Raw genomic sequence first — 24,513 nt, forward strand, 5'->3', positions numbered from 1 at the left:
AACTACTCTACGTTCTCCTCAGTGCGTTCGGGAGCTTCCACGCGAGTCGATGCTCCCCGTTTACCCGCTATTAAGAATCCAACAATCCCAATAATAATGATCACAAGTGCAGACCAGGCATTCAACCGCATACCCAGGAAAATCTTCGCCGGATCAATGCGAAGATTCTCAATCCAGAACCTGCCGATCGCGTACAGGCTCAGGTACAAGAAAATCAGCTGGCCACCCTTGAACTTCAACTTCTTATCAAGGGCAATAATGATAAAGGCCATCGTCAGGTTCCAGATCACCTCGTACAAGAACGTTGGGTGGAACAAAGTACCCGAAGCGTATCCGGCAGGCAGGTGACGATCGTCAATCTCCAAGCCCCACGGAAGCGTAGTTGGCTTTCCAAACAGCTCCTGGTTGAACCAGTTGCCAAACCGGCCCATCGCTTGGGCGATCAGCATCGTTGGGGCCACCGCGTCAGCAAATGGCCCCATCCGCTGGCCCGCCCGGTGCAGTGCGATAGCAGAACCGATCACGCCGCCAATAATGCCGCCCATGATCGCTATTCCGCCCTCCCAAATCCGGAAGATCTCAAGCCACTGACCATTCGGACCAAAATACTGGTATGGCGAAGTGATCACGTGGTACAGGCGAGCGCCCACGATTCCACATGGGATTGCCCACAAAGCGACATCGTAAACCAGTTCTGGATCCCCGCCGCGCTCTTCATAACGCTTCTTCGTCAGCAAAACTGCTACAACCATGGCGCAGGCAATAATGATTCCGTACGCGCGAAGAGGAACCGGCCCCAAATACCAAACGCCCTGAGGCGGTGATGGTATTGAAGCCGGTAGCAGGGAAATAACACTCATGGGTATAAGTTTATCCAGAACCTACCCCGATACGTAGTTGAGAACCTCAGTGCGCCTGATAAAGCTCAACCTGACGCTCATGAATACCCTGCTGAATGCGCTTCTTTCGATCAGCAAGCAACGCGGGATGCTGGGCTGCGGATACCATTTCGGCCACCAACGCCCGCGGATCACTAGCCGAAACCAGGGACTTACCTACCAGCACTGAATCTGCGCCCGCCCTCGCGTACACAAAAACATCCCGCGGATCACGCACACCAGATTGGGCAACCGCGATCACATCGGAGGGAATCACATCGACGATCTCATCAAAATTCGAGCGGTCAATCTTCAAATTGTGCAGATTACGCGCGTTCACCCCAATCGCTTTTGCGCCTGCATCTAGAGCCCGAACCGCCTCAACCCGCGAATCTACTTCCACCAGCGCCGACATGCCCAAAGACTCGATGCGCTCAATGAAGCCTCTCAAATGAGGCTGATCTAACAGAGCCGCGAATAAAAGAACCATGTCGGCACCGTAGGCCCGCGATTCGTGGATCTGGTAGGGAGAAATAATGTAATCCTTGCGCAGTATCGGCAAATCAATAGCGCGCCTAACCGCCTGCAAGTCAGCTAATGAACCATCAAAATGACGGTTCTCCGTGACACAGGCGACCATAGTCGCTCCCCCATCCACGTACTGACGCGCCAATGCGCCAGGGTCTGGGATCGGAGCAATATAACCATCGCGCAAGTTACGACGCTTAATCTCTGCCATAATCGTCACCGCGCCGGGACCTTTCAAAGCGCCAAGAGCGTCACGCGGCGACTGCGCCTGCAAAGCACGACGCTTCATATCTTCCAAACTGACGCGCTGCTCGCGATGGGCAAGTTCTGCGCGGACATCGGCAAGCACAGATTCTAGGACGCTCATGGTCTCCTCCTTCCCACAAAGAGTGTCGCAAACAGTGGGACTGATCACCAAATCTGTTTAATCAGTAAACACATATTTGACTGGAAAGGCGGGCAGGACCCAAACCCTGCCCGCCTTCAATGAACATATAGGAGCGTGATTTAACCTGGAACGGCCGGCAACTGCCCGCCCTCAAGAAAGCATGATCGCTTTCCTGTATGGCACGCGGCACCAACCTGATCGACTTCAACCAAGAGGGCGTCTCCATCGCAGTCAATGCTCACGCGCTTTACAAACTGGAAGTGCCCAGACGTGTCGCCCTTTCGCCAATACTCACTGCGAGAGCGCGACCAGAACGTCACTCTGCCTTGCGTGAGCGTTCGATGCAAAGCCTCATCGTTCATCCACCCGACCATAAGAACTTCACGCGTGTCGAACTGCTGGATAACAGCGGCAAATAAACCGTTCTCGTCCCGCTTCAACCTGGTTTTTATGACCGGATCAAGCTGCGAGTGTGATGGTGCCTTCACTTGAATCTAAAACTCTCCGCAAACCTTGAAGCCAGCGTCGGCGAGGCCCCTCTTCACCTGCGCGATCGAGACCTTACCGAAATGGAACACCGACGCTGCCAGCACGGCGTTAGCACCGGCGCGAGCAGCCTGCACAAAGTGCTCCACTTCGCCCGCACCACCAGAAGCGGTAATCGGCACATCCACTGCCTCACGAATCGCGCGCAGTAGATCCAAGTCAAAGCCGGTTTGTACGCCGTCCGCGTCCATGGAAGTCAGAAGGATCTCACCAATCCCTCGCGCCGTAGCGTCCTTTGCCCATCCCACCGCATCAATACCGGTGGACTTTGACCCACCGTGCGTAGTTACTTCGTAGCCAGAAGGGGTAGAAACACCGTTCGCGCAACGACGCGCATCCAAGGCAAGAATGATCTTCTCAGAGCCAAAACGCTCCGCCAGCTCATCCAAGACATCCGGACGATCAATCGCAGCTGAGTTCACCGAAACCTTATCTACTCCGGCGTCGAACAGGCGCTGCGCGTCCTCCACGTTACGGATTCCCCCGCCCACCGCAAACGGGATTGAGACCAGGCCGGCAACCTTGGCTACCAACTCAACCATTGTGTCGCGACCCTCGGTGGTGGCCGAAATGTCAAGGAACGTCAGCTCATCGGCACCTGCCTCAACATAAGCTGAAGCAAGCTGCGCGGGGTCACCAGCATCCTTCAGATGAACAAAATTGACGCCCTTCACCACGCGCCCATTCTTAACGTCCAGACACGGAATAACTTTAATGAAGTCGTTCATGAGGTGACCTCCTCTGATTTTGTAGTTGACGGCGTAAGTGTACCGCCTTCACCCTCCGCCGCGATAATGTCTATCACCATCGTGACAGTGCCATCACCCAGCGCTAACTCCGGTGGAATCGTGAGGGCAATGCGCGAACCCACCCGCTGATCGGTAAGAGCAACCCTCACCCCCGGCATCGCTTCGGCCAAATTAATGGCTTTTGGAATGCCCTTCCACCAAGTTGAATCCGCCACCACGGAATCGCTCCAGTCAGCGCGTACAAATTGGACGAGAACGCTGTCTGTATTTTTGACCTGAATTCCATCGCCGCGTACCAGCATTTGGACTTTCAAATCATCTGGCGGCGCACCCGGCTCATGCGAAATGTTTGGGCCGGTGTCGGTCATCGTCACCTTCAGAGGACTGTCCTGCCCCTCCACTACTTCCCCAGAGGCAGCCGAATGGAGCACATCCACCACATTCACTTCTGTTCCCACATCGCTCCCGCGCGAAACCGGGCGAACGAAGAGTACGCGCGAGCCTTCGGGCTTGCCCACAACACCGGCCAAGAGTGCCTCGTCAAAAGAATCTGGCGAAGCCAAGCCCACTTGAACGGACGGGCGACCCGAGTCATTCACCGCCTTTCCCGTTGCCCCATCGAAGGACCAGATCGCGACGATAAGCGGGGAATCAGGAGTTATTTCCCGGCCCGTTCCCTGCTCTAACAACTCCACTTTTTCTGCCGAAACAGACACGCCGCCAGACACAGAAACCGTGGGAATACGCCCAACTGTTCCCGACACCGAAATCTTGTCGCGCCACGTCTGCGCCGATTCGGCATCCTCATCCGCACGGTAGTGCCGCACAATGAAAATGGTGGCTACGATCACAAGCAGGAACAAGACGCCAAGAGCCTCGCGCCAATAGCGCAATACGCGCCGATGTAACTTATTTCGCTGCTGTATTCGAGACGGTAACTGCTCCGGCGCGCTCGCTGCCTCTTCAGCTTGATTTTTACTCATGCGAAACTCGCTAACCCAGTGTCCTGCTCGGCAATCAACTCCAGAATCCTATCCGCGTCCCTATCGGCAACGGCGAACGGATCAGACAAAACCACGTGAGGCGCTCGATGATCATCCAAACGCAGGTGGATCCAGTCCACCCCGAGCTGCCGTCCCGCATCCTCGGCTGCCGCAATCACGTGGCCGCGAATATGCGCGCGTGTAGTGGCCGGAGGAACCGTCTTAGCTCTTTGAACGTCTGTCGGATCCGTGAGGCGAATCATCTGGCCAGATTCTTCCAAACGCTGTCTAAAACCGGCAGTGACGTCGTGATAGGCAAGCTCGAGGCGAGCCACGCGCGGATCATCAAGAGAGCAGTTAGAGCGCTCCATGAACCGGGTGAACAAGCGCTCCTTGATTGCCCAGTCTAGTTCCGTGGCAACGCCGCTGTGATCGCCTGACTCTACCGCATCTAACGCGCGATCCCACAGGTCCAACATGGCCAAAGTGAGCGGGGCGTCGTCCTGCACATCAACTACTGCCAGCGCCCGGCGCTTCAGCTCACGCTGAACTTCGACCACGCTCATCTTCTTGCCGTTAGTCAGCTCCACCTCGATATTGGAGCCCAACTCGTAGTCAATCTGAGCGATCACCGCCATCGGATCTTTCAGCGCCAAGTCCGCGATGTGCACGCCCGCCTCAACCGCGGACAAAATGAGGTCCGTCATCACGACTTTTACTGCAGTTGAACTTTCCGCAACATTCGTATCGCCCACGATCACGTGCATGCGCCGATATTCGCCAGGATCGGCAAGCGGCTCATCTCGCGTATTAATGATCGGGCGGGAATTCGTAGTGGCCGCAGATACGGGGTCATCCATAAATCGAGCACGCGGCGAATACCCCAGGCGCGGCTTTCCCTCCCGATGCACGTGCCCCGCACCCGTCACAATCTGCCTCGTCACAAAAAACGACACCAACGCATCAGCCACGTCCCGAAAGTTACGGTTACGGCGTAGCAAATAGTTCTCATGACAACCAAAAGAGTTTCCGGCGGCGTCCTCATTCGTGGAAAATAAGTGAATACGACCGCTAATTCCGCGTTGCACCAGTTCCTGATTTGTGAGGTTCGCAAACTCGGCGAACAGGGATTCACCTGCACGAACCTGCAGCAGTAGATCTTCCACGTTGTCGCACTCCGCAGTGGCATACTCTGGATGCGCGCCGACATCCAAATACAGCCTGCCCCCATTGCGCCAAAACACGTTTGTTGAACGTCCGGCCTTAATCAGCGGCTCGAACAGTAGATGCGCGGCCTCCTCCGCCGACAGCGGAAAATCACCACCGCCAGTGGGAGCGCACGTAATGCCGTACTCGGTCTCAATCCCGAAAATTCTGCGATTCAAAACAGCACCAGCCGATCCGGTCTACTCGCCACCCTTTTGCACAAAACCCTGCACAAACTTCTGTGCGTCCGCCTCTAGAACCGAATCGATTTCATCCAAGAGGTCATCAATGCTGGCTCCCTGAGCCTGCACCTGGCCGGCCTCGAAAATCTCATCGTCATTACTTCCGCCTGCCGGCGCGAACTTTTGTGCCATGACTATTCCTTTCCTCCATCAAATAAACCGATAAGAGCATGAGCTCCCTCATCCAACGCGCACATCAAATCCTGATCGCCGGCCTGATTCGGATCCGGCAGCGGAATCCGCACCAACCGATCCTGGCCCGGCTGATCTACCACCAGTGACGTCCAAGACGCCTTAACCACCTCTGGAACCAAACTAATCGCCTTGCCCCGCACCCGCGCCCGCGTATCCTCAGGGGGCTCAGTCAGAGCGCGAGCAACCTCATCGGGTGCAAACAGCCGGCGCACTCGGCCCGCTCGATCCAGCGCCGCCACGAGGGACTTGCTCGGGCGCAGATCCGCCCACTGCAGATCCATCGCGCGAAGGCGCGGATCATCCCACGCAACGCCCAGTCGTTGGCGTTGGCGCTCAAACAGCAAGTACTTCCCCACCCACTCGACGTCAGCGGCCACGCTCGCCAAATCGGTTTCTAAGCCACCCAGCACCCGCTCCCACTCCTGGCAGATTGCCTCATCAGCCTCGTCAAGTTGAAGATGTGTGCGCACAAAATGCAGATACTTGCGCTGTAGCTGCGGCGCGGTCACGGCCTCTCCCGACCGCAAACGAATCAGCCGGGTCATCGACACGTCGTGGGAAACGTCCCACGCGGTCTGCACATCATCTTGATCCAGCGCCAGCGAATCAATGCTGAGATCCAAGTCGCCCTCGAGTGCGCGAAGCACCAAAGACGTGGTGCCAAGGCGCAAATACGTTGACATGTCGAACTGATTTGCGTCCCCATTAATCACGTGAAAACGCCGGAACTGGTGATGGTCAGCGTGGGGCTCGTCGCGAGTGTTCACGATTGGACGATTAAACGTGGTTTCAAGACCAACCGAGTTCTCCACAAAATCTGCGCGTGCAGAAATCTGGAAACCGGGCTGGAGCGAATGCTGGCCCAGGCCCACGCGTCCCGACCCGCAAATCACTGGACGCGTCACCAGGAACGGAATCATCGCGCGTGTGATGTCATCAAAATCGACCTCGCGGCTCACCTGATAGTTCTCGTGAGTGCCATAAGCCGCACCCTTGCCATCCGTGTTGTTCTTATACAAGACCAAATCCGTGCCCGCCTTCGCGCATACCTCCATCACGCGCGTTGCCAGCAAATCTCCCGCCCGGTCAAAAAGCACCGCGTCCAACGCCGACGCCGTCTCGGGACTTGAGTACTCCGGATGTGCATGATCTACATAGAATCGGGCGCCATTTGAAAGCACTACGGAAGTTGCACGCTGCATGTACCGCTCGTACTCGCCCGGGCGATCCTCAAAGCTCACGCCCCCGGGCGGCGCCAACCGGTAGGGATCATCTGTGAGCATCGAGGGGTGCGCCGCCGCCCGCTGCAATCTATATCCGCGTGCATCATTTAGTGGATCCTCCCCCGAATAGTCCCAGCGCACTACCTCGCCAATGGAAACCGAACCGGCGTATTCTTCAACAGCGGTAGCCGAAAGTACCACCGGATTGGCCGCCGGATCGTTAGCATCCGTAATGCCAAACTCGGTTTCCGTTCCCAAAACCCGCCTAGTCATCGGATGCCTCCCCCGCTTGTAGCGCACGTACCGAAACCACATCATCGCCGTGAAGGCCGGTGACTCTCGCCCACTCTCGCGGCGTAGTAGTTGCCGCCAGATCAGTGGTCTCCATCAGTTCTTCCGTGAATGCTCGCTGCAGGTGGTTCTGGGTAAGGCCCGGGCGGCCGTGCAGTGCATCCTTGACCGCGAACTTTTTCGCGCGCTCAACAATGGACGCGATCATCGCGCCAGATACCAGATCCGAAGCGTAAATGATCCTCGAATCCCCATTTGCGAGTGCAAGCTCAAACAGGGCGGTTTGCGAACTGTTCTCATAGAGTGCGTCCACCAGTTGCGCCATCATTTGCCGGGCTGCCTCTTCCCCCGAACCGAACTGGCTGAGAGTGGCCTGCGCATAAGGCAAATCAGAAACCAAGTACTTCGCAAACACGTCGAGCGCTCCCGCGCGGTCCGGGCGATCAATGCGGATGCGAACATCCAACCTACCGGGGCGCAAAACCGCTGGATCAATCATGTCCTCCCGATTCGACGCGCCAATCACGATTACGTTATCGAGCGTCTCCAAGCCATCCATCTCCGCTAAAAGCTGCGGCACAATCATTGTTTCAACATCGGAAGAAATTCCCGACCCGCGCGTGCGGAACAGGGCCTCCATCTCGTCAAAGAAAATCACCACCGGCACATTTTCAGAGGCCAGCTGGCGAGCGCGACCAAAAATCGCGCGAATGTGGCGTTCGGTTTCTCCCACATACTTGTTTAAGACCTCGGGGCCTTTAATCGACAGGAAGTATGGTTGGCCAGTGGCCCCTGCTAACGAGTTTGCAACTGCCTTCGCAATCAACGTCTTACCACATCCAGGCGGGCCATATAGGAGGACGCCCTTAGGGGCCCGCAAACCGTATTCGCGGTACAGATCCGGATTCTTAAACGGCAGTTCAACCGCGTCGCGCACCTTCAAAATCTGTTCATCAAGGCCGCCAATATCAGCGTAAGTGACGCCCGGAGCCTCGGGTTGTAAAAGCTGCTCTACATCAGAGCGCACAACCTTCTCCAGGGCCACGTGAGCTTTGGTATCCACAAGCAGTGAATCGCCGGGACGGACGCCGCCGTGCCGTAGCGAACCGGCAAGCAGTACCATTTGCAACGCGCCGGCATCCGCGTTGACCAGCGCCCTATCCGCTCCCACGAGCTGTACTACCGACGCCATCTGCCCCACCCGGGCTGGGGCCAGTGGCGCAGACACAATCATGTTTTCGCTGATCCGTACGCCCTGCCCAACCCGTAGCCCCAGCAAGTCAACCGAGGTTGCAACCGAGAGCCACATGTGGCGGCCACCCAGGGCAACCTCTGCCTCACGCGCCGCAGAATCCACCGCCAAGACCGTGCCCACTTGGGCCGGCGGTTTACCCGTAGCCTCAACCTGGGCGCGCATCGAAGCAATCTCTTCACGGGCAACCTGGAGGGTGCCCGCCAAGCGCTCATTAGCACTACGAAGTTGAGTGATCTCGGCCTGCAAATCTGGGAGTGAATTAGACACTAAAGGTTCTCTCCATACTCATCGTGAGCCAGCCACTGACTGGACTTGCCCGCCACATCGCGAATAGAGCGACGCACCTTCTTCGCGGAAATCGCGGGATTCAGCTCGCCGTTTTCCTCCCACGCATCCTCGCCGTCCCACTGGCCCGCTAAACCCTCGGCTGCCTTAGCAGGGCGCGAGCCTCGGCGCTGCGGAACCGAAGCGCGCTCAACCTTGCGGGTAGTCATCAAAAAGCCCGTGTGGGCCACCATGCGATGGTCTGGACGCACCGCCAACCCATCCAAATGCCATCCCCTAACCGCAGATTCCCATGCCTGTGGCCGCGTAAATCGGCCAAAATTACTCAAATCTTCGCGCATGCGGGACAGTTGCGTCACCGTAGCCACATACACGGTCAGTACCCCTCCGGGAGCAAGCACGTGTTCCACCGCTTCAATACACTCCCACGGGGCCAGCATGTCAAGGACAACGCGATCGATAGACTCAGCGGGAAAACTCATCGCCACATCCTTGAAATCGCCAACCGAGACCTGCCACGCCGGGTGACGCCCACCAAACCAAAGATCCACATTACCTTGCGCGATCTTCGCAAAATCCTCCCTGCGTTCAATCGAATGTAGCGAGCCCGTAGAGCCCACCGCCTGCAGGAGCGACATCGAAAGTGCGCCCGAGCCAACTCCCGCCTCGAGCACGCGAGCACCGGGGAAAATATCGCCAAATGCAACAATCTGCGCCGCGTCCTTTGGGTACACGATCGCCGCGCCACGTGGCATCGACATCACGTAATCAGTAAGCAGAGGCCGTACAACTTGGAACTCCTGTTCCCCGTCGTGCATCGTCACAGCCTCGGGCTGGCCGATAATGTCGTCGTGGTGCAGCGAACCGCGCGAAGTTTGAAAGTATCCGCCCGGAGTCAGCATCACCGTATGCAAGCGGCCTTTCGGGTCCGTAATCTGAACGAACTCGCCCGCCTGTAACGGGCCGCGACGAGCTGCCATGCCCATCGGGTGGGCTACTTGGCTTGGAATCGGGTATTCGAGGGAAGAAGTCACATGCCCAGTCTAGTTGCCATGAGCTCTGATCTTCGACTTCGCCCTTTGGAAAGGATCTGAGGACATCGCCATACTATGTCCGTCCCTCGCGATACTGTTAAGACATGAGTGAGACAAGCAAACGCCGCAAAGCATTATCTGCAACCTCCACCAAAACGTGGTTGCAGTGCCCCATGAAGTTCCGGCTTACGCAAGTAGATGGTTTCAAAGAACCGCCCTCACCGGCTACCACCCGGGGAACGCTCGTGCATGCGGTGCTTGAAGACCTCTTTGACCTGCCGGCGCAACAGCGCACTGCGGAGAATGCGAACGAGATGATCGGCCCGCTGTACGAAAAAACTATGGCTCAAGACGAAGAGTTCCTGGCTATGTTTACAGACGACGTTTTGCTTGACAAGTGGAAAGAAGAAGTTCGCGCGCTGGTTCGCCAATACTTCGCCATGGAAAATCCCACGCGGCTGGAACCGTACGCGCGCGAAAGGTTTGTTCGCGTGGAAATCACCGACCAGATTGCGCTTCACGGCTTCATCGACCGGATTGATAAGGCACCCAATGGCGCTATCCGCATCGTTGATTACAAGACCGGTAAATCACCGCAAAAGCGTTTCGTAGAAGACATGCTTTTCCAGATGCGTTTCTACTCGCTACTTCTTCGTAACACCGAGCTCGGACTACCTGCCCGCACTCAACTCGTGTTCCTGGGAGATGGACGAACCCTCACAATGGATCCAACTTCGGAATCAATCGAAGCGTTCGAACATCAACTAGTTAGCATCTGGCAAGACATCGAGACCGCAGCCCACCAAAAACTTTTCCCACCCAAAAAGCAAGTGCTTTGCAACTGGTGCGGCGTGCAAAAATTTTGCCCGCTCTACTCATCGGATACGCCCGAGGTTTCCGAAGAAGGCTTGACGCGCCTGCTGGAAATTAAAGGTGCAACCCGAACTATTTAAAGCGCGCAAGCCTTTATTTGACAGTGCCTTGACACAGATTGTGGCCAGGCGGCGAATCGCCTGGCCACAACATTGCAACGGGTGCATGTCAACGCATTCGACGTTGACTTCTCACGCCAGAGCTGTGCCCATTGGGCTCAAAATGCCGCCCGCAAGCAAGAATCCAATCACGATCGCGATCACGATGCGGTAAATCACGAAGGGTTGGTAGGACTTGGTTGATACGAGCTTCAAAAACCAAACGATAACCGCGTAACCAACACCAAAAGCAATCAGCGTGGCCACAATCGTTGGGCCCACATCCACGCTATTGCCCCCCACTGCTACCCGGTAAACCTTGTACAACCCGGATGCGAATACTGCCGGCATAGCTAGCAGGAATGAGTAGCGCGCGGCCGCCTCACGCGTATACCCCAGCAACCGACCCATAGTGATTGTTCCGCCCGACCGAGAAACACCGGGAACCAGCGCCAGTGCTTGCGCGAATCCGTACAAAATCGCATCCGACCAGCGCATTTTGTCAAGCGTCATTCGCTGCGGCATCCACTTATCTGCCGCGCCGAGGAACAGTGCAAACAAGGCGAGCATAGTAACCGTGATCCACAGGTTTCTAAATGATGTATCAATCCAGTCTTCCAAAAGCAGACCCAGAACAGCGATTGGGATTGAACCGACGATAATCATCCAACCCAACCGCACATCAGAATCTGATGTGGAAATGCGATTCTCCTTGGCAACCCAGGGCAGCGAACCGAACCACTTGGTGATGATGCGGACGATGTCCTTCCAAAAGAAAATCAACACCGCCGTTTCCGTGCCGAGCTGCGTGATTGCCGTGAATGCCGCTCCTGGATCGTCCATCCCGAGCAGTTCGCCCACAATACGCAAATGCGCCGATGAAGACACCGGCAAAAATTCGGTGAGGCCCTGTACCAGTCCCAAAATTATTGCTTCAAGCCAGTTCATAGTTTCAAACCCTATCTTTTAACGCCGTGCGCTACTGTATGAGACATGCGACATCGACTAGGCAACACCGGCCTGAAAGTATCCCCGGTTGGAATCGGCACACTCACCTGGGGGCGCGACACTACCATCATCGAAGCTGAAAACATCTGGAATACTGCTGTTCAAGCTGGCATAAACCTAATCGACACCTCACCGACCTACGGCGAAGGTAGCGCCGAATCGACAGTTGGAACCGTGCTGGAAACCACCGGCACCTCGCGTAGCGACGTGGTGATTGTCACCAAAGGCGGCTATATCCCCACCGACGCACGTTTTCACTACTCCGCTGCAAAAAACGCGATACTGCAGTCCATTGACAGGTCACTTGAAGCGCTCCAAACCGACTACATCGACGTTTTTCTCCTTGCCCGGCCTGACCCGGAAACGCCTTTCGATGAAAGCCTGGAAGCGCTCAGCATGGCGCTTCGGTCCGGGGTGATCCGTTACATTGGCGTCTCTAACTTCAGTGCGTGGGACACAGCAAAAATACATTTCCTTGCCAAAGAGTTCGGCACGAAGCTAGCGACTGTCAGCGCCGAATACTCGCTCCTCGAACGCGGGGTGGAAAGAGAACTGCTGCCCGGTCTGCGCCGCGACAATATCGGATTCATCGCCTGGTCAGCGCTCGCGCGCGGCGTGCTCACCGGAAAATACCGCCACACTACTCCACCAGATTCCCGTGCGGCCTCGCCAATTCTCTCCGGGTTTGTAGAGCCCTACCTCAGCAATGAATACAGCGCGATAACCGAAGCAGTCCTGGCCGCCGCTTCCGGACTCGACGTATCTGCAACCACCGTGGCGCTCGCATGGCTCACCAGCCAACCCGGCGTCAGTGCCGCACTCGTAGGTCCGCGCAGCGAACTCCAAGCAAAACAAATAGCTGAGGGAATGCAGTTTGCGCTCCCCCAGCCAATCGTTGATGCACTTAACGAAGTATCCGCACCAAGGCGCGGCTACCCCGAGACAGAAGGGCTCTAATCGTCCTCGTCATCTAGATCATCAAAATCTAGATCGTCATCGTCTGACGCGTCTTCCTCATCCTCGTAGTAGTCGTCGAAATCGTCCACATCGTCATCAAAATCTGCATCGACGATATCAAACGGCAAATCGACCCCGTAGTTGTTAAACAACACGTCGTCATACGTGAAAAAAGCATCGCGAAGACGCGCCTCAGCGGCCTCAACAATGCTCGAGTCGGCCATGTCGGCCGCGCGCGCAGCCTGAGCGTGCGCTTCAAACGCTGCAATAAGACGATTCAATGCGTCCGTCGGATTCATTCCCATGCTTATACTCTACAGGCCTCGGCGGGAAAGAATGGCCGCAGCCGAAGCTTCATGACCAATCAACTCCCGAAACGATTCGCGCGGATCGCGTGACGAACCGCGCGACAAAATCGCGTCAGTAATCTGGCGGCCAGCCTCCCGGTTCAAACCGCCATCACCGTCAATAGTAGCAACGGTGCGGAACCAATTCTCACACTCAGCAACCAGAGCCTCCGCCCACATGTACGAGTAGTAGCCCGCATCGTAACCAACCGTGAAAGCATGCGGGAAATACGTGGAACGATAGCGCGGCGGAATCAGATCAGAGGCAACACCAGCTTTCTCCAGCGCCGCGGCCTCGAACCGAGCAACGTCTTCACCCTCACGAATATCGGAGGAATACCACGCCTGATCCAAAAGGGCTGACGCGCAGAACTCGACGGTGGCGTGAGCCTGCCCAAACGTCTTCGAATCACGAAGTTGGACACGCATCTGGTTCGGCATGACCTCACCGGTGTCAAAGTGGCGCGCAAAGTTCTCAATAACCGCAGGATGATATGCCCACATTTCGTTCAGCTGGCTGGGAAGCTCCACAAAGTCACGCGGCACAGCCGTGCCCGCAGTCGAAGCGTATCGAGTTTTCGACAAGAAACCATGCAGGGCATGGCCGAACTCGTGGAACAGGGTCTCAACCTCATCCCACACCAGGAACTTCGGACCATCCTCCACCGGCTCAAAATTGGCGCAGTTGATAATAATCGACTCGTAGTCGGTTCCCAAGTATCCCTGCACCAGCGAATCCATCCAAGCTCCGCCGCTCTTACCTGCACGCGTAAACGGATCGATCAGGAAGATACCAAGCGACTTGCTAGCTTCATCCTCAATCTCATAGACACGCATCGACGGATCCCAACCGGATAAGTCAGTGCGGCGCTTTACGTTCACACCGTAAATCTTATTGGCCGCGAAGAACACGCCATTTTCTAATACGTTCCACAGCTCCAAATAGGGTTTTAACGCTTGCGAGGACAGGCCGAGGGCATCATTCTTCTGTTTCTCTTGGTAGTAGAGCCAGTCCGAAGCCTGGAACTGCTCCAATCCATCGTCCAGCGCGCGGCGTGCGAGCTCCACTTCCTCGACCTGGGAAGCCTTAACAGCAGCCTTTGATACGTCCGAAAGCAACTGGTACACGGCCTGCGTGGAAGGCGCCATTTCCGCCGCCAGAACAACTTCAGCATGATTGTTGAAACCCAGAAGCTTTGCCCGCGCATTACGCTGCCTTGCCATCTCAGTCAGGATGGCGCGGGTATCAAACTCACCTCCAAAACCGCGCTCCATCGACTTAGCCAACAACTCTGCACGCGCCTGCGGGTCATCCAACTCCGTGAGCGCAAGTTGGTTCGTGAAGTTGTTTAGCGCGTATTCCTTGCCGGCAACAGTCACTGGCGTAGCGAGCATCTTCGAGACCGTCTGACCATACCTAGTTGCGAGCTGCGAGATCTTCAGATCGGCTTCTTCAAGTGCTTTCCGCCCGTCAGCATCTAGGTCGATGCCGCCAAGCCTGAACTCCTTGATCTGTTCACTGACCATGTAGGTCGACTCAGCGTCCAGATCCTGCTTCGAAAGCTCTACGAACTTCGCGTACAACGCCTCATTGGTCATCAGCCACGTCTGGAGCTTGGTGAGGGGCTCATCCAACCTCTCCTCCAAAGCGTCCAGGTCGGGGCCACCAACCGCGCTGATCAGCGTGTACACCGGGCTAATCGCACACTCGAACTCAAAATCAGCCTTATCAAATGGGATTAGAAAATCTTCGATCGAAGCTGGTGCTTCTTCCAACGAGGTTATCGCAGCGCGATATGTGTCGATGGCTTCAAACGCTACCCGCTCACACTCAGCGGCATCGTATTTGCTGAAATCAGGAAGCACCTTCTCGATATTGCTCATTTATCGTCTTCACTTTCTAGCCCGAGCACTCGAGCGATATTCGGGTTGAAAAAGCCGGGGCCCTTCAAAACCTTTCCATCCTCCCGGTAAATCGGTTTGCCATCAGCGCCCAACTTCGACATATTCGAGGCCTGAACCTCACGCAGCACCTCATCAAGGTCAATGCCGCATTCCAAAGCCATGCCGTACGCAACATACACGAGGTCAGCCAAAGCATCAGCCACCTCGATGGTATCTCGAGTGCCGTCATCTGCCTCGCGCGCGGCGGCGACTGCCCGTCCAATGATCTGGCCCGCCTCACCGCCGTATAGGGCGGTCGTTAGCTCAGTGAACTCTTCGGACACGAGGCTCATACGCATGTGTACGCGCTCCGTGTTAGCAGTCGGCTTCTGTCCAAGCTTCACCGGCAACCCGTACACCTCGTGGAACTGGCGTACCAAAGCCTGCGGGCGGCGCGGGTCATACGGGCGCTTTGCAGGCGGAAGATCGCAGTGGTCAGATAGATCAAAGTAGTGCGGCAGGTTGGGGTCACAGGCCGGCTGCATTGGCTCACCGCGCAAAAGACTCGCCGCCCACATGTGCACTACCCGACCGTTCGGCTCCCGTACCTGTCGCGTTACTCCCTCGAAGACAAAACCAAGCTTCCACGCTAGCTTCCATGATGCGTCATTACCCACGTGTGCGTGCCACACGATCTTATCGACGGCGCGGTTTTCAAATGCGTGTTGGATCGCTAGCCGCGTTGCCTCGCCAATATAGCCTTTGCCTCGAGCCAGCTCACTGGCCCAGTATCCAACCTTCAGTGAGCGTTGTGACTCGTCGTAGTTCTCCAGGCCAACGCAACCCACCAGTTCAGAAGCAGCCCAGACCAACCACACATCGTTAGGTGCCTCAAGCTGCCTGGAAGTATCAATCCACCACTTCGCATCATTCAATGAATACGGTTGCGGGATCGCAGTGTAATTCGCGATCAACGGGTCATTGAGAACTTTTATCAACTGTTCGGCGTCAACCGGCTGTGGGCTGCGCAAAACAACTCTGTTACCTTCTAAAACGTTCATGTCTAATCTTCCACCGGACTATCTGGATTCGCGTGATTCCATGCGGCCTGCAAGGCGTTTTCAAACGCGAGACGCGGCTGAGCTCCCTCCATCATTAATGCCTTATCGAAAATGAATACTGGCACCGCACCGATACCCATTTGCACACCAATCTGGAAATCAGAAAAAACTTCGCCCGCGCTGTCTTGTGATTCAAGCGTGGCAAGCACGCGGTCTCCCCGAATGTCAAAATCACGAGCGATAGCGATCAAAGATTCCGGATTAGACACGTCCATGCCGAGTTGGAAGCGGGCGCGTTGCAAAGCCTCATGCACCTTCAACTCCAAGGTGTCACTACCAACCGTCGTGTCTCGCTCCATGTCGATCTCGCGGGCTAACCCAACCAAACGGTGCGCGGACGTTGTGGGAGCAACCTTCACTGCTTCCCAATCAACATCAATGCCATCCTTGCGGGCAAGTTCGGTAAGCGAGGCTAATACCTGATCTACTTCCGCCCGCGACATGCCCTTAGTGCGCGCCAGATAATCGGGCTCTGACTCCTCCAGCGTCTGATCCAGCTCTGGCTGCAACAAGTAGGCGTGCAAACGTACAGAAACTTCCGATCTGCGCTCGAAGGTGGAAAGTGCCTGCCGTAAATGGCGCACCCCCAGGTAGCACCAAGGGCACGCGATATCGCTCCAAACGTCAATGTGCATACTCAAAACCTTTTCCGCTTAATGCCGGGTAACCGCCTACCTACCACCTGTGACTAACGTCGTGTAGACATCACGTGGGCAGACAGAAAACACCCGTCAGGCACCACCAATAATACCCGGCGACGCAGTAGCCGCGATGCGCACGCAAACTCCCCGAAAGATCGGCCCTCATCAGAACCGGCTTTCGGGGAGTATCGCAAATGGAGGCTAGTCTTCTACCAGCACAATACGAAGATTACGCGGGCCGTGTACGCCATCCACACGTACGAGCTCAATATCAGAGGTTGCCGATGGGCCGGCAATCCATGTGGTAGGACGCGTCGGGTTCTCTGCGAGAACAGCCACGGCCTCAGGAAGGGTAGCCTTGACGTCTTCACTGCGCAACACAATCACGTGAGTATCGGGCACGAGCGTGATAGCGCGACGCCCCTGATCGGCCGTGCCGTCCAAAATGATGGTGCCCGAGTTGGCAACCGCCACTCTCGATGCCGTGACCACTGCGTCAGTTTTGTCCAGTTCGTCATTAGTGAGGGCCGGATCATCTACCCGCACCTCACGGCCATCACGCCCAGCCGCGTCCATCCACTCCTGGGGCAGACCAGGAGGAACGACGACACTCTTGGTATCGGCTAGAAACTGCGCAATAGCGTCCTCAATGCCGGGGGCCTTCACACGCTTAACCTGCGCTGTGTAATCAATGAGAGCAGCGACCATCTCATCAACTACATCGGAGCGCGGAGCATCGCTACCGAAGCGGTAATCACGCGGGATTTGTGGAGCATCGATGTTGCCCGCAGCGCGGATACGCCTAAAGATCTCGCTTTTCGCGCTCATTTGCCTTCTCCTTCATTCTTGCCTTCGTCCTCCCACCAGTCTCTAAACGATTGCGCTGGCGGAGCAGGCACGTCGCGGGTACGAGTCCAATCCTTCACCACGGGGAACGGGAGGAAACCAATCTTGCGATCAGGTCCGGCAACAACGCGACCCGCGTTAGCGGCCTTTCCTCCCATTTCCATGCCCTTACCGGAGGACATGACCTTCGAGCTCACCTTCATCGCCACATCCCACTTGTCAGGAATGCCGCCCCGGTTAGCTTCCGTGTACTTGTGGCGCAAATGCACCAAAATGTCAGGAATGTTGATCTTTACAGGGCACACGTCGAAACACGCGCCACACAGTGAAGATGCAAACGGCAAAGACGCAGCCGGATCCTTACGATCCATCGCGTTCAAAAGCTGCGGCGTCAAGATCGCGCCGATCGGGCCTGGGTAAACTGAGTTGTAAGCATGGCCGCCGGCTACACGGTATACGGGGCAGATATTCATGCATGCCGCACAACGAATACATTTAAGCGCTTCGCGACCAACCTCATCCTGAAGCACGTTGGTGCGACCGTTGTCCATCAAAATGATGTGGAACTCCTGCGGCCCATCGCCTTCGGTAACACCCGTCCAGAAGGAGGTGTACGGGTTCATGCGTTCGCCGGTGGCCGAACGCGGAAGGAGCTGGGAAATAACCTCAATGTCTTGATAAGAGGGAACCAGCTTCTCAATTCCCATAACGGTCACCAGAGTCTCCGGCAAGGTCAGACACATGCGGCCGTTACCTTCGGATTCAAAAATTGCCACCGTACCAGTCTCGGCAACACCAATGTTCGCACCAGAAATCGCGACCTTGGCCGAGAGGAACTTCTTACGCAGGTGTGCACGTGCAGCCATGGCAAGCACGCGCGGCTCATTTGTGAGGTTATCGGGCACATCCTCCATGCGCTTTTCGAAAATCGCCTTCACTTCAGCGCGGTTGCGGTGAATCGCCGGCACAACGACGTGCGAGGGCATGTCTTCTGACAGCTGCACAATCATTTCTGCCAGGTCGGTCTCCCACGCCTGAATCCCCCTCTCGTTAAGGTATTCATTCAGGTTAATTTCCTGGGTTGCCATGGACTTAACCTTGACGACCTCGTCAACCTGCTTCGACTTAACGATCTCGTACACAATCTGATTTGCTTCAGCGGCATCACGTGCCCAGTGCACAATGCCTCCGCGCGCGGTCACGTTCTTCTCAAACTCTTCCAGCAGATCTGTCCAGTTTGCCGCCACGTTGCGCTTGATGTTGGAGGCCGACTCGCGCAAATCCTCCCAGTCCGGCATTTCTGAAACGCGCACATTGCGCTTGGCACGAATCTTTCCGGTTGCGTAACCAAGGTTGCGACGCATCTGCGTATTGCGCAGCGTCTCCTTAGATCCTTCGGTAAAGTTCTTGCCCCAGCGCAAAGGATCTTGCGGGAGCGGATGGCCCGGCACCCAACCAAGCTCCTGTTCTTCAAGATCCTTACTAGACCAATCAGCCGGGTTCAGTCCCAGCTTCGAACCGAGTTCTTCAATCTTGTCAAACATTTAGGCACCTACCTTCGTGTTCGTGGCGGGAGCAATCCACGGATCCTCCTGGCTACCGGCAAGCACTTCCGCTAAGTGCATAGCGCGAATACCGGACCGGGTACGGGAAAGCCCGCCCGCAATGTTCATCAGGCACGAGTAGTCTCCCGCAACAAGGATCTCGGCTCCAGTGGATTTGATGTTGCTCATCTTGTCAGCGAGCATTGCGGAGGAAACCTCCGGGTTTTTCACCGAGAATGTACCTCCAAAACCACAGCAGACATCCGCTTCTGTTAGCGGGATGTACTCGATACCATCAACGGCTTTAAGCAGTTGGAGCGGACGATCCCCCACCTTGGTAATCCGGAGTGAGTGGCACGTTGAATGATAGGTGACGCGGTGTGGGAAGTATGCCCCCACATCAGTGGTGCCGAGCACGTCCACGAGGAGCTCTGTCAGGTCATACGTGCGTTCGGCAATCTGTTCCGCCATGCGTGCCAAGCGCTCATTGCCCAACTCGCGTGCCACCATTGACTGCTGGTGACGGATAGAACCCGTGCAAGACGAAGACGGAACAACGATCGCATCCCACGTTCCGTCAAGAACGGGTGCGAACGTGCGAACGTGGTTTTCAATCAGGGGCAACGCCTCCGGGTAGTACCCCGTGTTGATATGCATCTGTCCACAGCACGCCTGGTTCTTTGGGAAGACCACCTGATGACCAAGACGCCTGAGCAGGTGAACCGTTGCTTGCGCGGCCTGCGGGAACATCGCGTCATTTATGCAGGTTGCGAAGATCGCGATTTTCATTAAGGATTCCTTTCTTTAGTAAGCGATAAGGAATCCGAGGATTCCATTTGAAGCGAGCACAGTGATAAGGCCGAGGAGAACCAATAGACCCAGTGAGTAAGGAGCTGCTTTGCGCAAAATCTCAGACTCGGAACCCTCCGACTTGACGGCACCAGCTGCGATCGCCAGGTTTTGCGGCGAGACAATCTTGCCGATACCACCACCAACCTCGTTCACACCGAGGAGAAGACGAGCAGGAAGATCTGCGGTTTGCGCAGCCGTTGCCTGCAAGTTGCCAAACAGCGCGCCAGCGGACGTAGCTGAACCCGTGACTGCCGTGCCGATGCCGCCCAGGAATGGCGACAGGAACGCGAACGCCGTTCCCGTGGCCGCGAGCCAAGCTCCAATCGCAACGGTCTGGCCAGAGAAATTCATTACATAGGCCAAAGCCATGACCAGGCAGATAGTCAAAATAGCAATACGCAGGTTGTAGATCGTGGACAGCAACGTCTTCATCCCCTGTTTGAAAGGCAGGTTGAAACGTCCGCCCGATGACTTCTGCGAATAAACAATGGCTACGACCACACCGGTTAGTAGAAGCATTGTGCCCGGCGAGGAAAGCCACGGGAGAGTGAACGTGACCGATGCATTCGGCTGGCCATCTACTCCCAGCACTCCCGATAGGCCCGGCCACGCAAACTTAATATCCGTTGCGCTCAACGCTACCGGGACGTTGACTCCGAACTTCCACAGTTTTGCCACTGCAAAAACGATGACAACCAGCCAGTACGGCAACAAGCCGAGTGCAATCCGTGAACCTGATAGCGATTCAGCCGGCTCAGGCGAGCGGAACTCTTCCGGCGTTTCCGGCGTCCAAAAGCGCAATAGCGTAGCCAATAGCGCGAATGACAGGAGGGACCCGACGACAGCGGTCAGCTCGTAGGACAAGAAGTTCGACGTCAGATAAACGCCGGTGCCCATGCCAACCCACGCGACTAGGGCGGCCAGCCAACCCTGTTTAATTCCGCGCCAACCATCCAGGATGAACAGCATCAAAAATGGGACGATACTGAGCAAAATAGGGGTGATGCGCCCCATCGTGGCACCCACCAGGGCCGCATCATCGCCGCCCAGCTTCGCAACCGTTGTAACCGGGATAGCCATTGCCCCGAAGCCAACATTCAGGGCATTACCAACCATCACCGCGATTGCCGCGCGAATAGGGTGCAATCCCAGCGCCCACATCATCGTGCACGCAATGGCAACGGGGGCACCAAAACCCGCCAGGCCTTCAAGCAAACCACAAAATGCGTATCCGATAAGCAGTCCCTGGATGCGCATGTCCCCCTTGCCCACGGCGGAGAATACTGCTTGCACATCCTTTGCTCGTCCGGAACGATCCGTCAAGTTATAGAGCCACACGGCCATGACAACGATGTAAATAATTGGGATCAGACCGAAGGCAGCGCCTTCGACGGCCGACATGCCGGCCATTGACAACGGCATGTGGAAGCCAAAAAGACTTACCAGTAGCGCAATTACGAGTGCTCCTGCCGCACACCAGTGAGTTGGTAGCGAAAATGCTCCCAGCGCAACAAAGAAAAATACGAGTGGAAGTAAGCTGACGAGGGCGGTCACAGTCAACGACCCACCCATCGCTGTAATAGACGGCATAAAAGTATCCGTCATTGGAATTATCATCGAGCAGAAACCTCATTGTTTGGTTAAAGTTGCATACCAACTTATCTAACGTTGGAGTTTTCTCAGAAAACACTTTCGCACAACGCACGAAATGCGCGACATTACAGGAAAAACGCTATCTCCAACACGCCGGGTTCATAAATGATTTTCAAACCGGTGGCGTTCCGAAATACAAAGAGTCTGCTTAGGAAGCCGCTATGCTTCGTTTCCTGGTAGTGATTTTTGCTTTTGCACGTAGACATTTTAGAAAACAACAACCGCTGTTTTTAGGGCAAATGCGGTGACCCACTTGCAAGCTAATACCCCTCGGGGTATATTCTTTTGTAGGCAACTTCCCCTCATATCGACAAAGACACAGGAGAGAACATGTGCCGTCCAGTTGAATGCAAGGTATGCCATAAGACCACATGGGCTGGTTGTGGCCAGCACGTCGCACAGGTCAAGGCTTCGGTTCCCGCAGGCCAGTGGTGCAACGGCAAGCACAGCGCCGAAGAGATTGCCGCCGCAAAATCCAACCGCCGCGGATTCTTCTCTCGCCTCTTCAAGTAAAAACTTCAAGAAGGCTCCCTCACTGCCGTGGTGAGGGAGTTTTTGCTGGGCAAGAAATATAAAAAGTGAGGCAACCTTTCGGCTGCCTCACAACTGTGCGCGAAGCGGGACTTGAACCCGCACTCCCGAATAAGTGGGAACTAGCACCTCAAGCTAGCGCGTCTACCAATTCCGCCACCCGCGCATCGGGGCTCCTTAGAGCAACGAGGAAAACTCTAGCACGACATCCACATGCAGTGTCAAATCACCTCCCTGCGCCAAATGACACCTTTTCGAGCCTCGCGGGAGCCCTACTAAACGAAGCACCGTCCTTAGATAGGCTTAAGGCATGAACACCAACATCGTGCTTTTTGACTTTGACGGAACGATCGTGGACTCCGCCCCGATCATCATGCAAGCAGTAGTAGACACCCTCGATGAGCTGGGCCTGCCGCCACAGTCAGATGAGCAACTGCGAGCCTGGGTTGGGCCTCCCCTATTTCACTCTTTCCGTGACTTCGCGAAAGTAGACCCCGCCCACATCGACGACGCCATCGCCACCTACCGCCGCCACTATCGTCAAACCATGTATGACGCCCCATTTTTTCCGGGCGTTCGAGAAGCCATCCAAGAACTTCACAAACTTGGCTTCCCCCTAGCCATCGCAACTTCAAAAACCGAGACCATGGCAAAGCCCATAGCAACACACGCCGGTCTCGACCCCTACTTCAAACACGTCGTCGGTTCCACCAACGATTCCGCCCACCAATCCAAGGCGGCGGTAATCGCAGATGCCCTAAACCTTCTCGAAGCTGACGGCTACAACCGTGCCGGTGCCATCATGATTGGAGACCGAATCCACGACGTGGAGGGCGCGATCGCCAACCACCTCGACGTAATCGGCGTCCTCTGGGGCGGAACCGACCCACGCGAATTTGAAACCGCAACGACAGCCGTTGCCACACCAGACGAACTAGTGGAAACAATCATCCAGCGCACCAAGAAATAATCAGCGGAACGCACTAGGCTGAAACAGTGAGCAAAGACGAAAACTCCGGTAACATCAGACGACTCGCATCTAGAGCGGGAGCCACCGCGCGCTCAATCATGTCGCGCAACGCCACCGCAAAACACGCCACCATTCCCGCAGAGGCGCCACGGCCACTCTCCCAAGAAGTTCTGCCGCGACAGCACCGCCGAAACCAAATGCGCGGCTCATCTAGGGCTATTCCGCCGCGTTTTTCCAAGGCTCACTCTCGCGGCAACATAAACGACATTCCCACATGGCTACGGAAAGCCGGAACCTCCGCCTGGATGATTCTGGGCATCCTAATCATAGTTGCCCTCATCGTTTGGAGCCTTGCCGAAGTTGCCGCCGTCGTAGTTGCAATCTTCATTGCGCTCGTGGTCACCTCTATTCTTGACCCCATCGTGACCTGGCTCGAACGCTACATGCCCAGATGGCTTGGCGAAATCATTGCCCTACTGGGTAGCACAGCCTTCTTTGGCGGCCTTATCTTCTACGTCATTACATCCGTTGCCGGACAATGGAACTCGCTGAGTAAACAGTTTGGAAACGGCATCGACCAGATCATCGAGTTCGTCAGAACCGGCCCGTGGGCCGTTGACCTCACCTCCGATGAGATCTACAACTGGATCAACCAAACCATCGAACAGGCACGCAACTACATCGAAACCAACGCGGGCCGAATACTTCAAGGAGCGCTTTCCAACCTCGGGTCCATAGCAATCGGATTCACGATCATGGCGCTCGCCCTATTTGCCACAATCTTCTTCCTTTACTCCGGCAAGAACATGTGGATCTGGTTCCTTAACCGACTGCCGGAAAGACACCGCGAATCCACACACAAGGCCGTAGCCGCTGGATGGTACACGTTTTCTGGCTACGCCCGTGGCATCATGATGGTTGCACTAACCAACGGCATCTTCGCGTTCGTTTACCTCACTGTCCTCGGGATTCCCCTTTCCGCTCCACTCGGCGTACTCGTGTTCATGGGCTCATTCATCCCCCTTATCGGCGCTCCCACCGCCATGGGCATCGCCATGATCGTAGCTCTGGCCTCAAAGGGCGTGTGGATGATGATTGCTGTTGGCATCGGGATTGCCCTAATCGGACAATTTGAAGGCCACGTCCTCCAACCGCTCATCATGGGCGCACAAGTTTCGCTACACCCCGTAGTTGTGGGCATCGGCGTCACCGCCGGAACCCTACTCGCCGGCATTTTCGGCGCTGTGCTTTCCATCCCTCTAATCGCTTCCGCCTGGGCTATCTACCAACAGCTGCACGAAGAAGACCCGCCCCTTGAGGGCGACCTTCCAAGCCCTAAAGAAATCGTTGAAGGACCATCAGAAAGCTGACCGATTTCAATACCT

General features: G+C 55.9%; 24 protein-coding genes and 1 tRNA gene. 5 read left to right on the forward strand and 20 right to left on the reverse strand.

Annotated features, from left to right (window positions below; genetic code table 11):
- Positions 1 to 2 precede the first annotated feature (2 nt).
- The 10 genes from lgt to HMPREF9238_RS01405 all read right to left on the reverse strand — a co-directional run bounded on the left by lgt (position 3) and on the right by HMPREF9238_RS01405 (position 9,803).
- On the reverse strand, positions 3 to 860 hold the full coding sequence (lgt, locus tag HMPREF9238_RS01360) for a prolipoprotein diacylglyceryl transferase (protein WP_016443641.1): 858 nt from the start codon (positions 858 to 860) through the stop codon (positions 3 to 5).
- A 46-nt stretch (positions 861 to 906) separates the two neighbouring features.
- Positions 907 to 1,773, reverse strand: coding sequence for an indole-3-glycerol phosphate synthase TrpC (gene trpC, locus HMPREF9238_RS01365; RefSeq protein WP_016443642.1), 867 nt, complete (start codon positions 1,771 to 1,773; stop codon positions 907 to 909).
- A 140-nt stretch (positions 1,774 to 1,913) separates the two neighbouring features.
- On the reverse strand, positions 1,914 to 2,282 hold the full coding sequence (hisI, locus tag HMPREF9238_RS08930) for a phosphoribosyl-AMP cyclohydrolase (RefSeq protein ID WP_016443643.1): 369 nt from the start codon (positions 2,280 to 2,282) through the stop codon (positions 1,914 to 1,916).
- A gap of 6 nt (positions 2,283 to 2,288) precedes the next feature.
- Positions 2,289 to 3,068 carry an imidazole glycerol phosphate synthase subunit HisF gene (gene hisF / locus HMPREF9238_RS01375; RefSeq protein ID WP_016443644.1) on the reverse strand — a complete coding sequence of 260 codons (780 nt, stop codon included), beginning with the start codon at positions 3,066 to 3,068 and terminating at the stop codon, positions 2,289 to 2,291.
- Positions 3,065 to 4,072, reverse strand: a complete 1,008-nt coding sequence (locus tag HMPREF9238_RS01380; protein WP_016443645.1) for an FKBP-type peptidyl-prolyl cis-trans isomerase — start codon at positions 4,070 to 4,072, stop codon at positions 3,065 to 3,067. The genes hisF and HMPREF9238_RS01380 overlap by 4 nt, the downstream gene beginning before the upstream one ends.
- The gene (locus HMPREF9238_RS01385) at positions 4,069 to 5,457 is read right to left on the reverse strand and encodes a proteasome accessory factor PafA2 family protein (protein WP_016443646.1); all 1,389 of its coding nucleotides are present in this window, start codon (positions 5,455 to 5,457) and stop codon (positions 4,069 to 4,071) included. The genes HMPREF9238_RS01380 and HMPREF9238_RS01385 overlap by 4 nt, the downstream gene beginning before the upstream one ends.
- 21 nt (positions 5,458 to 5,478) lie before the next feature.
- Positions 5,479 to 5,652, reverse strand: a complete 174-nt coding sequence (locus HMPREF9238_RS01390; RefSeq protein WP_016443647.1) for a ubiquitin-like protein Pup — start codon at positions 5,650 to 5,652, stop codon at positions 5,479 to 5,481.
- 2 nt (positions 5,653 to 5,654) lie between these two features.
- Positions 5,655 to 7,211, reverse strand: coding sequence for a depupylase/deamidase Dop (gene dop / locus HMPREF9238_RS01395; RefSeq protein WP_016443648.1), 1,557 nt, complete (start codon positions 7,209 to 7,211; stop codon positions 5,655 to 5,657).
- On the reverse strand, positions 7,204 to 8,751 hold the full coding sequence (gene arc / locus HMPREF9238_RS01400) for a proteasome ATPase (RefSeq protein ID WP_016443649.1): 1,548 nt from the start codon (positions 8,749 to 8,751) through the stop codon (positions 7,204 to 7,206). Before arc ends, dop begins: the two co-directional genes overlap by 8 nt.
- The gene (locus HMPREF9238_RS01405; RefSeq protein ID WP_434056922.1) at positions 8,751 to 9,803 is read right to left on the reverse strand and encodes a tRNA (adenine-N1)-methyltransferase; all 1,053 of its coding nucleotides are present in this window, start codon (positions 9,801 to 9,803) and stop codon (positions 8,751 to 8,753) included. Before HMPREF9238_RS01405 ends, arc begins: the two co-directional genes overlap by 1 nt.
- 104 nt (positions 9,804 to 9,907) lie before the next feature.
- Here HMPREF9238_RS01405 and HMPREF9238_RS01410 point away from each other — a divergent pair, with 104 nt between their 5' ends.
- Entirely contained in the window at positions 9,908 to 10,756 is an 849-nt protein-coding gene (locus HMPREF9238_RS01410) for a RecB family exonuclease (RefSeq protein ID WP_051109752.1), read from the forward strand.
- Between the two features lie 111 nt (positions 10,757 to 10,867).
- Here the strand turns inward: HMPREF9238_RS01410 and HMPREF9238_RS01415 are convergent, their stop codons facing one another.
- Positions 10,868 to 11,722 (reverse strand): undecaprenyl-diphosphate phosphatase, encoded by an 855-nt coding sequence (locus HMPREF9238_RS01415; RefSeq protein WP_016443652.1) that lies wholly within the window; start codon positions 11,720 to 11,722, stop codon positions 10,868 to 10,870.
- Between the two features lie 45 nt (positions 11,723 to 11,767).
- Between HMPREF9238_RS01415 and HMPREF9238_RS01420 the strand changes: the two genes are divergently transcribed.
- Positions 11,768 to 12,739 (forward strand): aldo/keto reductase, encoded by a 972-nt coding sequence (locus HMPREF9238_RS01420; RefSeq protein ID WP_016443653.1) that lies wholly within the window; start codon positions 11,768 to 11,770, stop codon positions 12,737 to 12,739.
- Here HMPREF9238_RS01420 and HMPREF9238_RS01425 read toward each other — a convergent pair.
- The 8 genes from HMPREF9238_RS01425 to HMPREF9238_RS01460 all read right to left on the reverse strand — a co-directional run bounded on the left by HMPREF9238_RS01425 (position 12,736) and on the right by HMPREF9238_RS01460 (position 21,564).
- On the reverse strand, positions 12,736 to 13,044 hold the full coding sequence (locus HMPREF9238_RS01425) for a hypothetical protein (protein ID WP_016443654.1): 309 nt from the start codon (positions 13,042 to 13,044) through the stop codon (positions 12,736 to 12,738). The genes HMPREF9238_RS01420 and HMPREF9238_RS01425 overlap by 4 nt on opposite strands.
- A 9-nt stretch (positions 13,045 to 13,053) precedes the next feature.
- Complete coding sequence (locus HMPREF9238_RS01430) at positions 13,054 to 14,970, reverse strand: M3 family metallopeptidase (RefSeq protein ID WP_016443655.1); 1,917 nt, start codon at positions 14,968 to 14,970, stop codon at positions 13,054 to 13,056.
- On the reverse strand, positions 14,967 to 16,031 hold the full coding sequence (locus tag HMPREF9238_RS08730) for a GNAT family N-acetyltransferase (protein ID WP_016443656.1): 1,065 nt from the start codon (positions 16,029 to 16,031) through the stop codon (positions 14,967 to 14,969). Before HMPREF9238_RS08730 ends, HMPREF9238_RS01430 begins: the two co-directional genes overlap by 4 nt.
- 2 nt (positions 16,032 to 16,033) lie before the next feature.
- Positions 16,034 to 16,726 (reverse strand): DsbA family oxidoreductase, encoded by a 693-nt coding sequence (locus tag HMPREF9238_RS01440; RefSeq protein ID WP_016443657.1) that lies wholly within the window; start codon positions 16,724 to 16,726, stop codon positions 16,034 to 16,036.
- 207 nt (positions 16,727 to 16,933) lie between these two features.
- The gene (locus HMPREF9238_RS01445; RefSeq protein ID WP_016443658.1) at positions 16,934 to 17,560 is read right to left on the reverse strand and encodes a LutC/YkgG family protein; all 627 of its coding nucleotides are present in this window, start codon (positions 17,558 to 17,560) and stop codon (positions 16,934 to 16,936) included.
- On the reverse strand, positions 17,557 to 19,122 hold the full coding sequence (locus HMPREF9238_RS01450; RefSeq protein ID WP_016443659.1) for a LutB/LldF family L-lactate oxidation iron-sulfur protein: 1,566 nt from the start codon (positions 19,120 to 19,122) through the stop codon (positions 17,557 to 17,559). Before HMPREF9238_RS01450 ends, HMPREF9238_RS01445 begins: the two co-directional genes overlap by 4 nt.
- On the reverse strand, positions 19,123 to 19,911 hold the full coding sequence (locus HMPREF9238_RS01455) for a (Fe-S)-binding protein (RefSeq protein ID WP_016443660.1): 789 nt from the start codon (positions 19,909 to 19,911) through the stop codon (positions 19,123 to 19,125). It lies immediately after the preceding gene.
- 15 nt (positions 19,912 to 19,926) lie between these two features.
- Positions 19,927 to 21,564 (reverse strand): L-lactate permease, encoded by a 1,638-nt coding sequence (locus HMPREF9238_RS01460; RefSeq protein ID WP_350303867.1) that lies wholly within the window; start codon positions 21,562 to 21,564, stop codon positions 19,927 to 19,929.
- Positions 21,565 to 21,957: 393 nt separating this feature from the next.
- On the opposite strand from HMPREF9238_RS01460, the gene HMPREF9238_RS08735 reads away from it, so the two are divergent.
- Entirely contained in the window at positions 21,958 to 22,140 is a 183-nt protein-coding gene (locus HMPREF9238_RS08735) for a DUF8730 family Cys-rich protein (RefSeq protein WP_016443662.1), read from the forward strand.
- A 96-nt stretch (positions 22,141 to 22,236) separates the two neighbouring features.
- On the opposite strand, the gene HMPREF9238_RS01465 is transcribed toward HMPREF9238_RS08735, so the two are convergent.
- Positions 22,237 to 22,324, reverse strand: a tRNA-Leu gene (locus tag HMPREF9238_RS01465).
- Between the two features lie 144 nt (positions 22,325 to 22,468).
- On the opposite strand from HMPREF9238_RS01465, the gene HMPREF9238_RS01470 reads away from it, so the two are divergent.
- Complete coding sequence (locus tag HMPREF9238_RS01470) at positions 22,469 to 23,128, forward strand: HAD hydrolase-like protein (RefSeq protein ID WP_016443663.1); 660 nt, start codon at positions 22,469 to 22,471, stop codon at positions 23,126 to 23,128.
- A 26-nt stretch (positions 23,129 to 23,154) separates the two neighbouring features.
- Positions 23,155 to 24,498, forward strand: a complete 1,344-nt coding sequence (locus tag HMPREF9238_RS01475) for an AI-2E family transporter (RefSeq protein WP_016443664.1) — start codon at positions 23,155 to 23,157, stop codon at positions 24,496 to 24,498.
- Positions 24,499 to 24,513: the final 15 nt, after the last annotated feature.

The sequence above is a fragment of the Gleimia europaea ACS-120-V-Col10b genome (genome assembly GCF_000411155.1).
In the GTDB taxonomy this organism is placed as follows: domain Bacteria; phylum Actinomycetota; class Actinomycetes; order Actinomycetales; family Actinomycetaceae; genus Gleimia; species Gleimia europaea_B.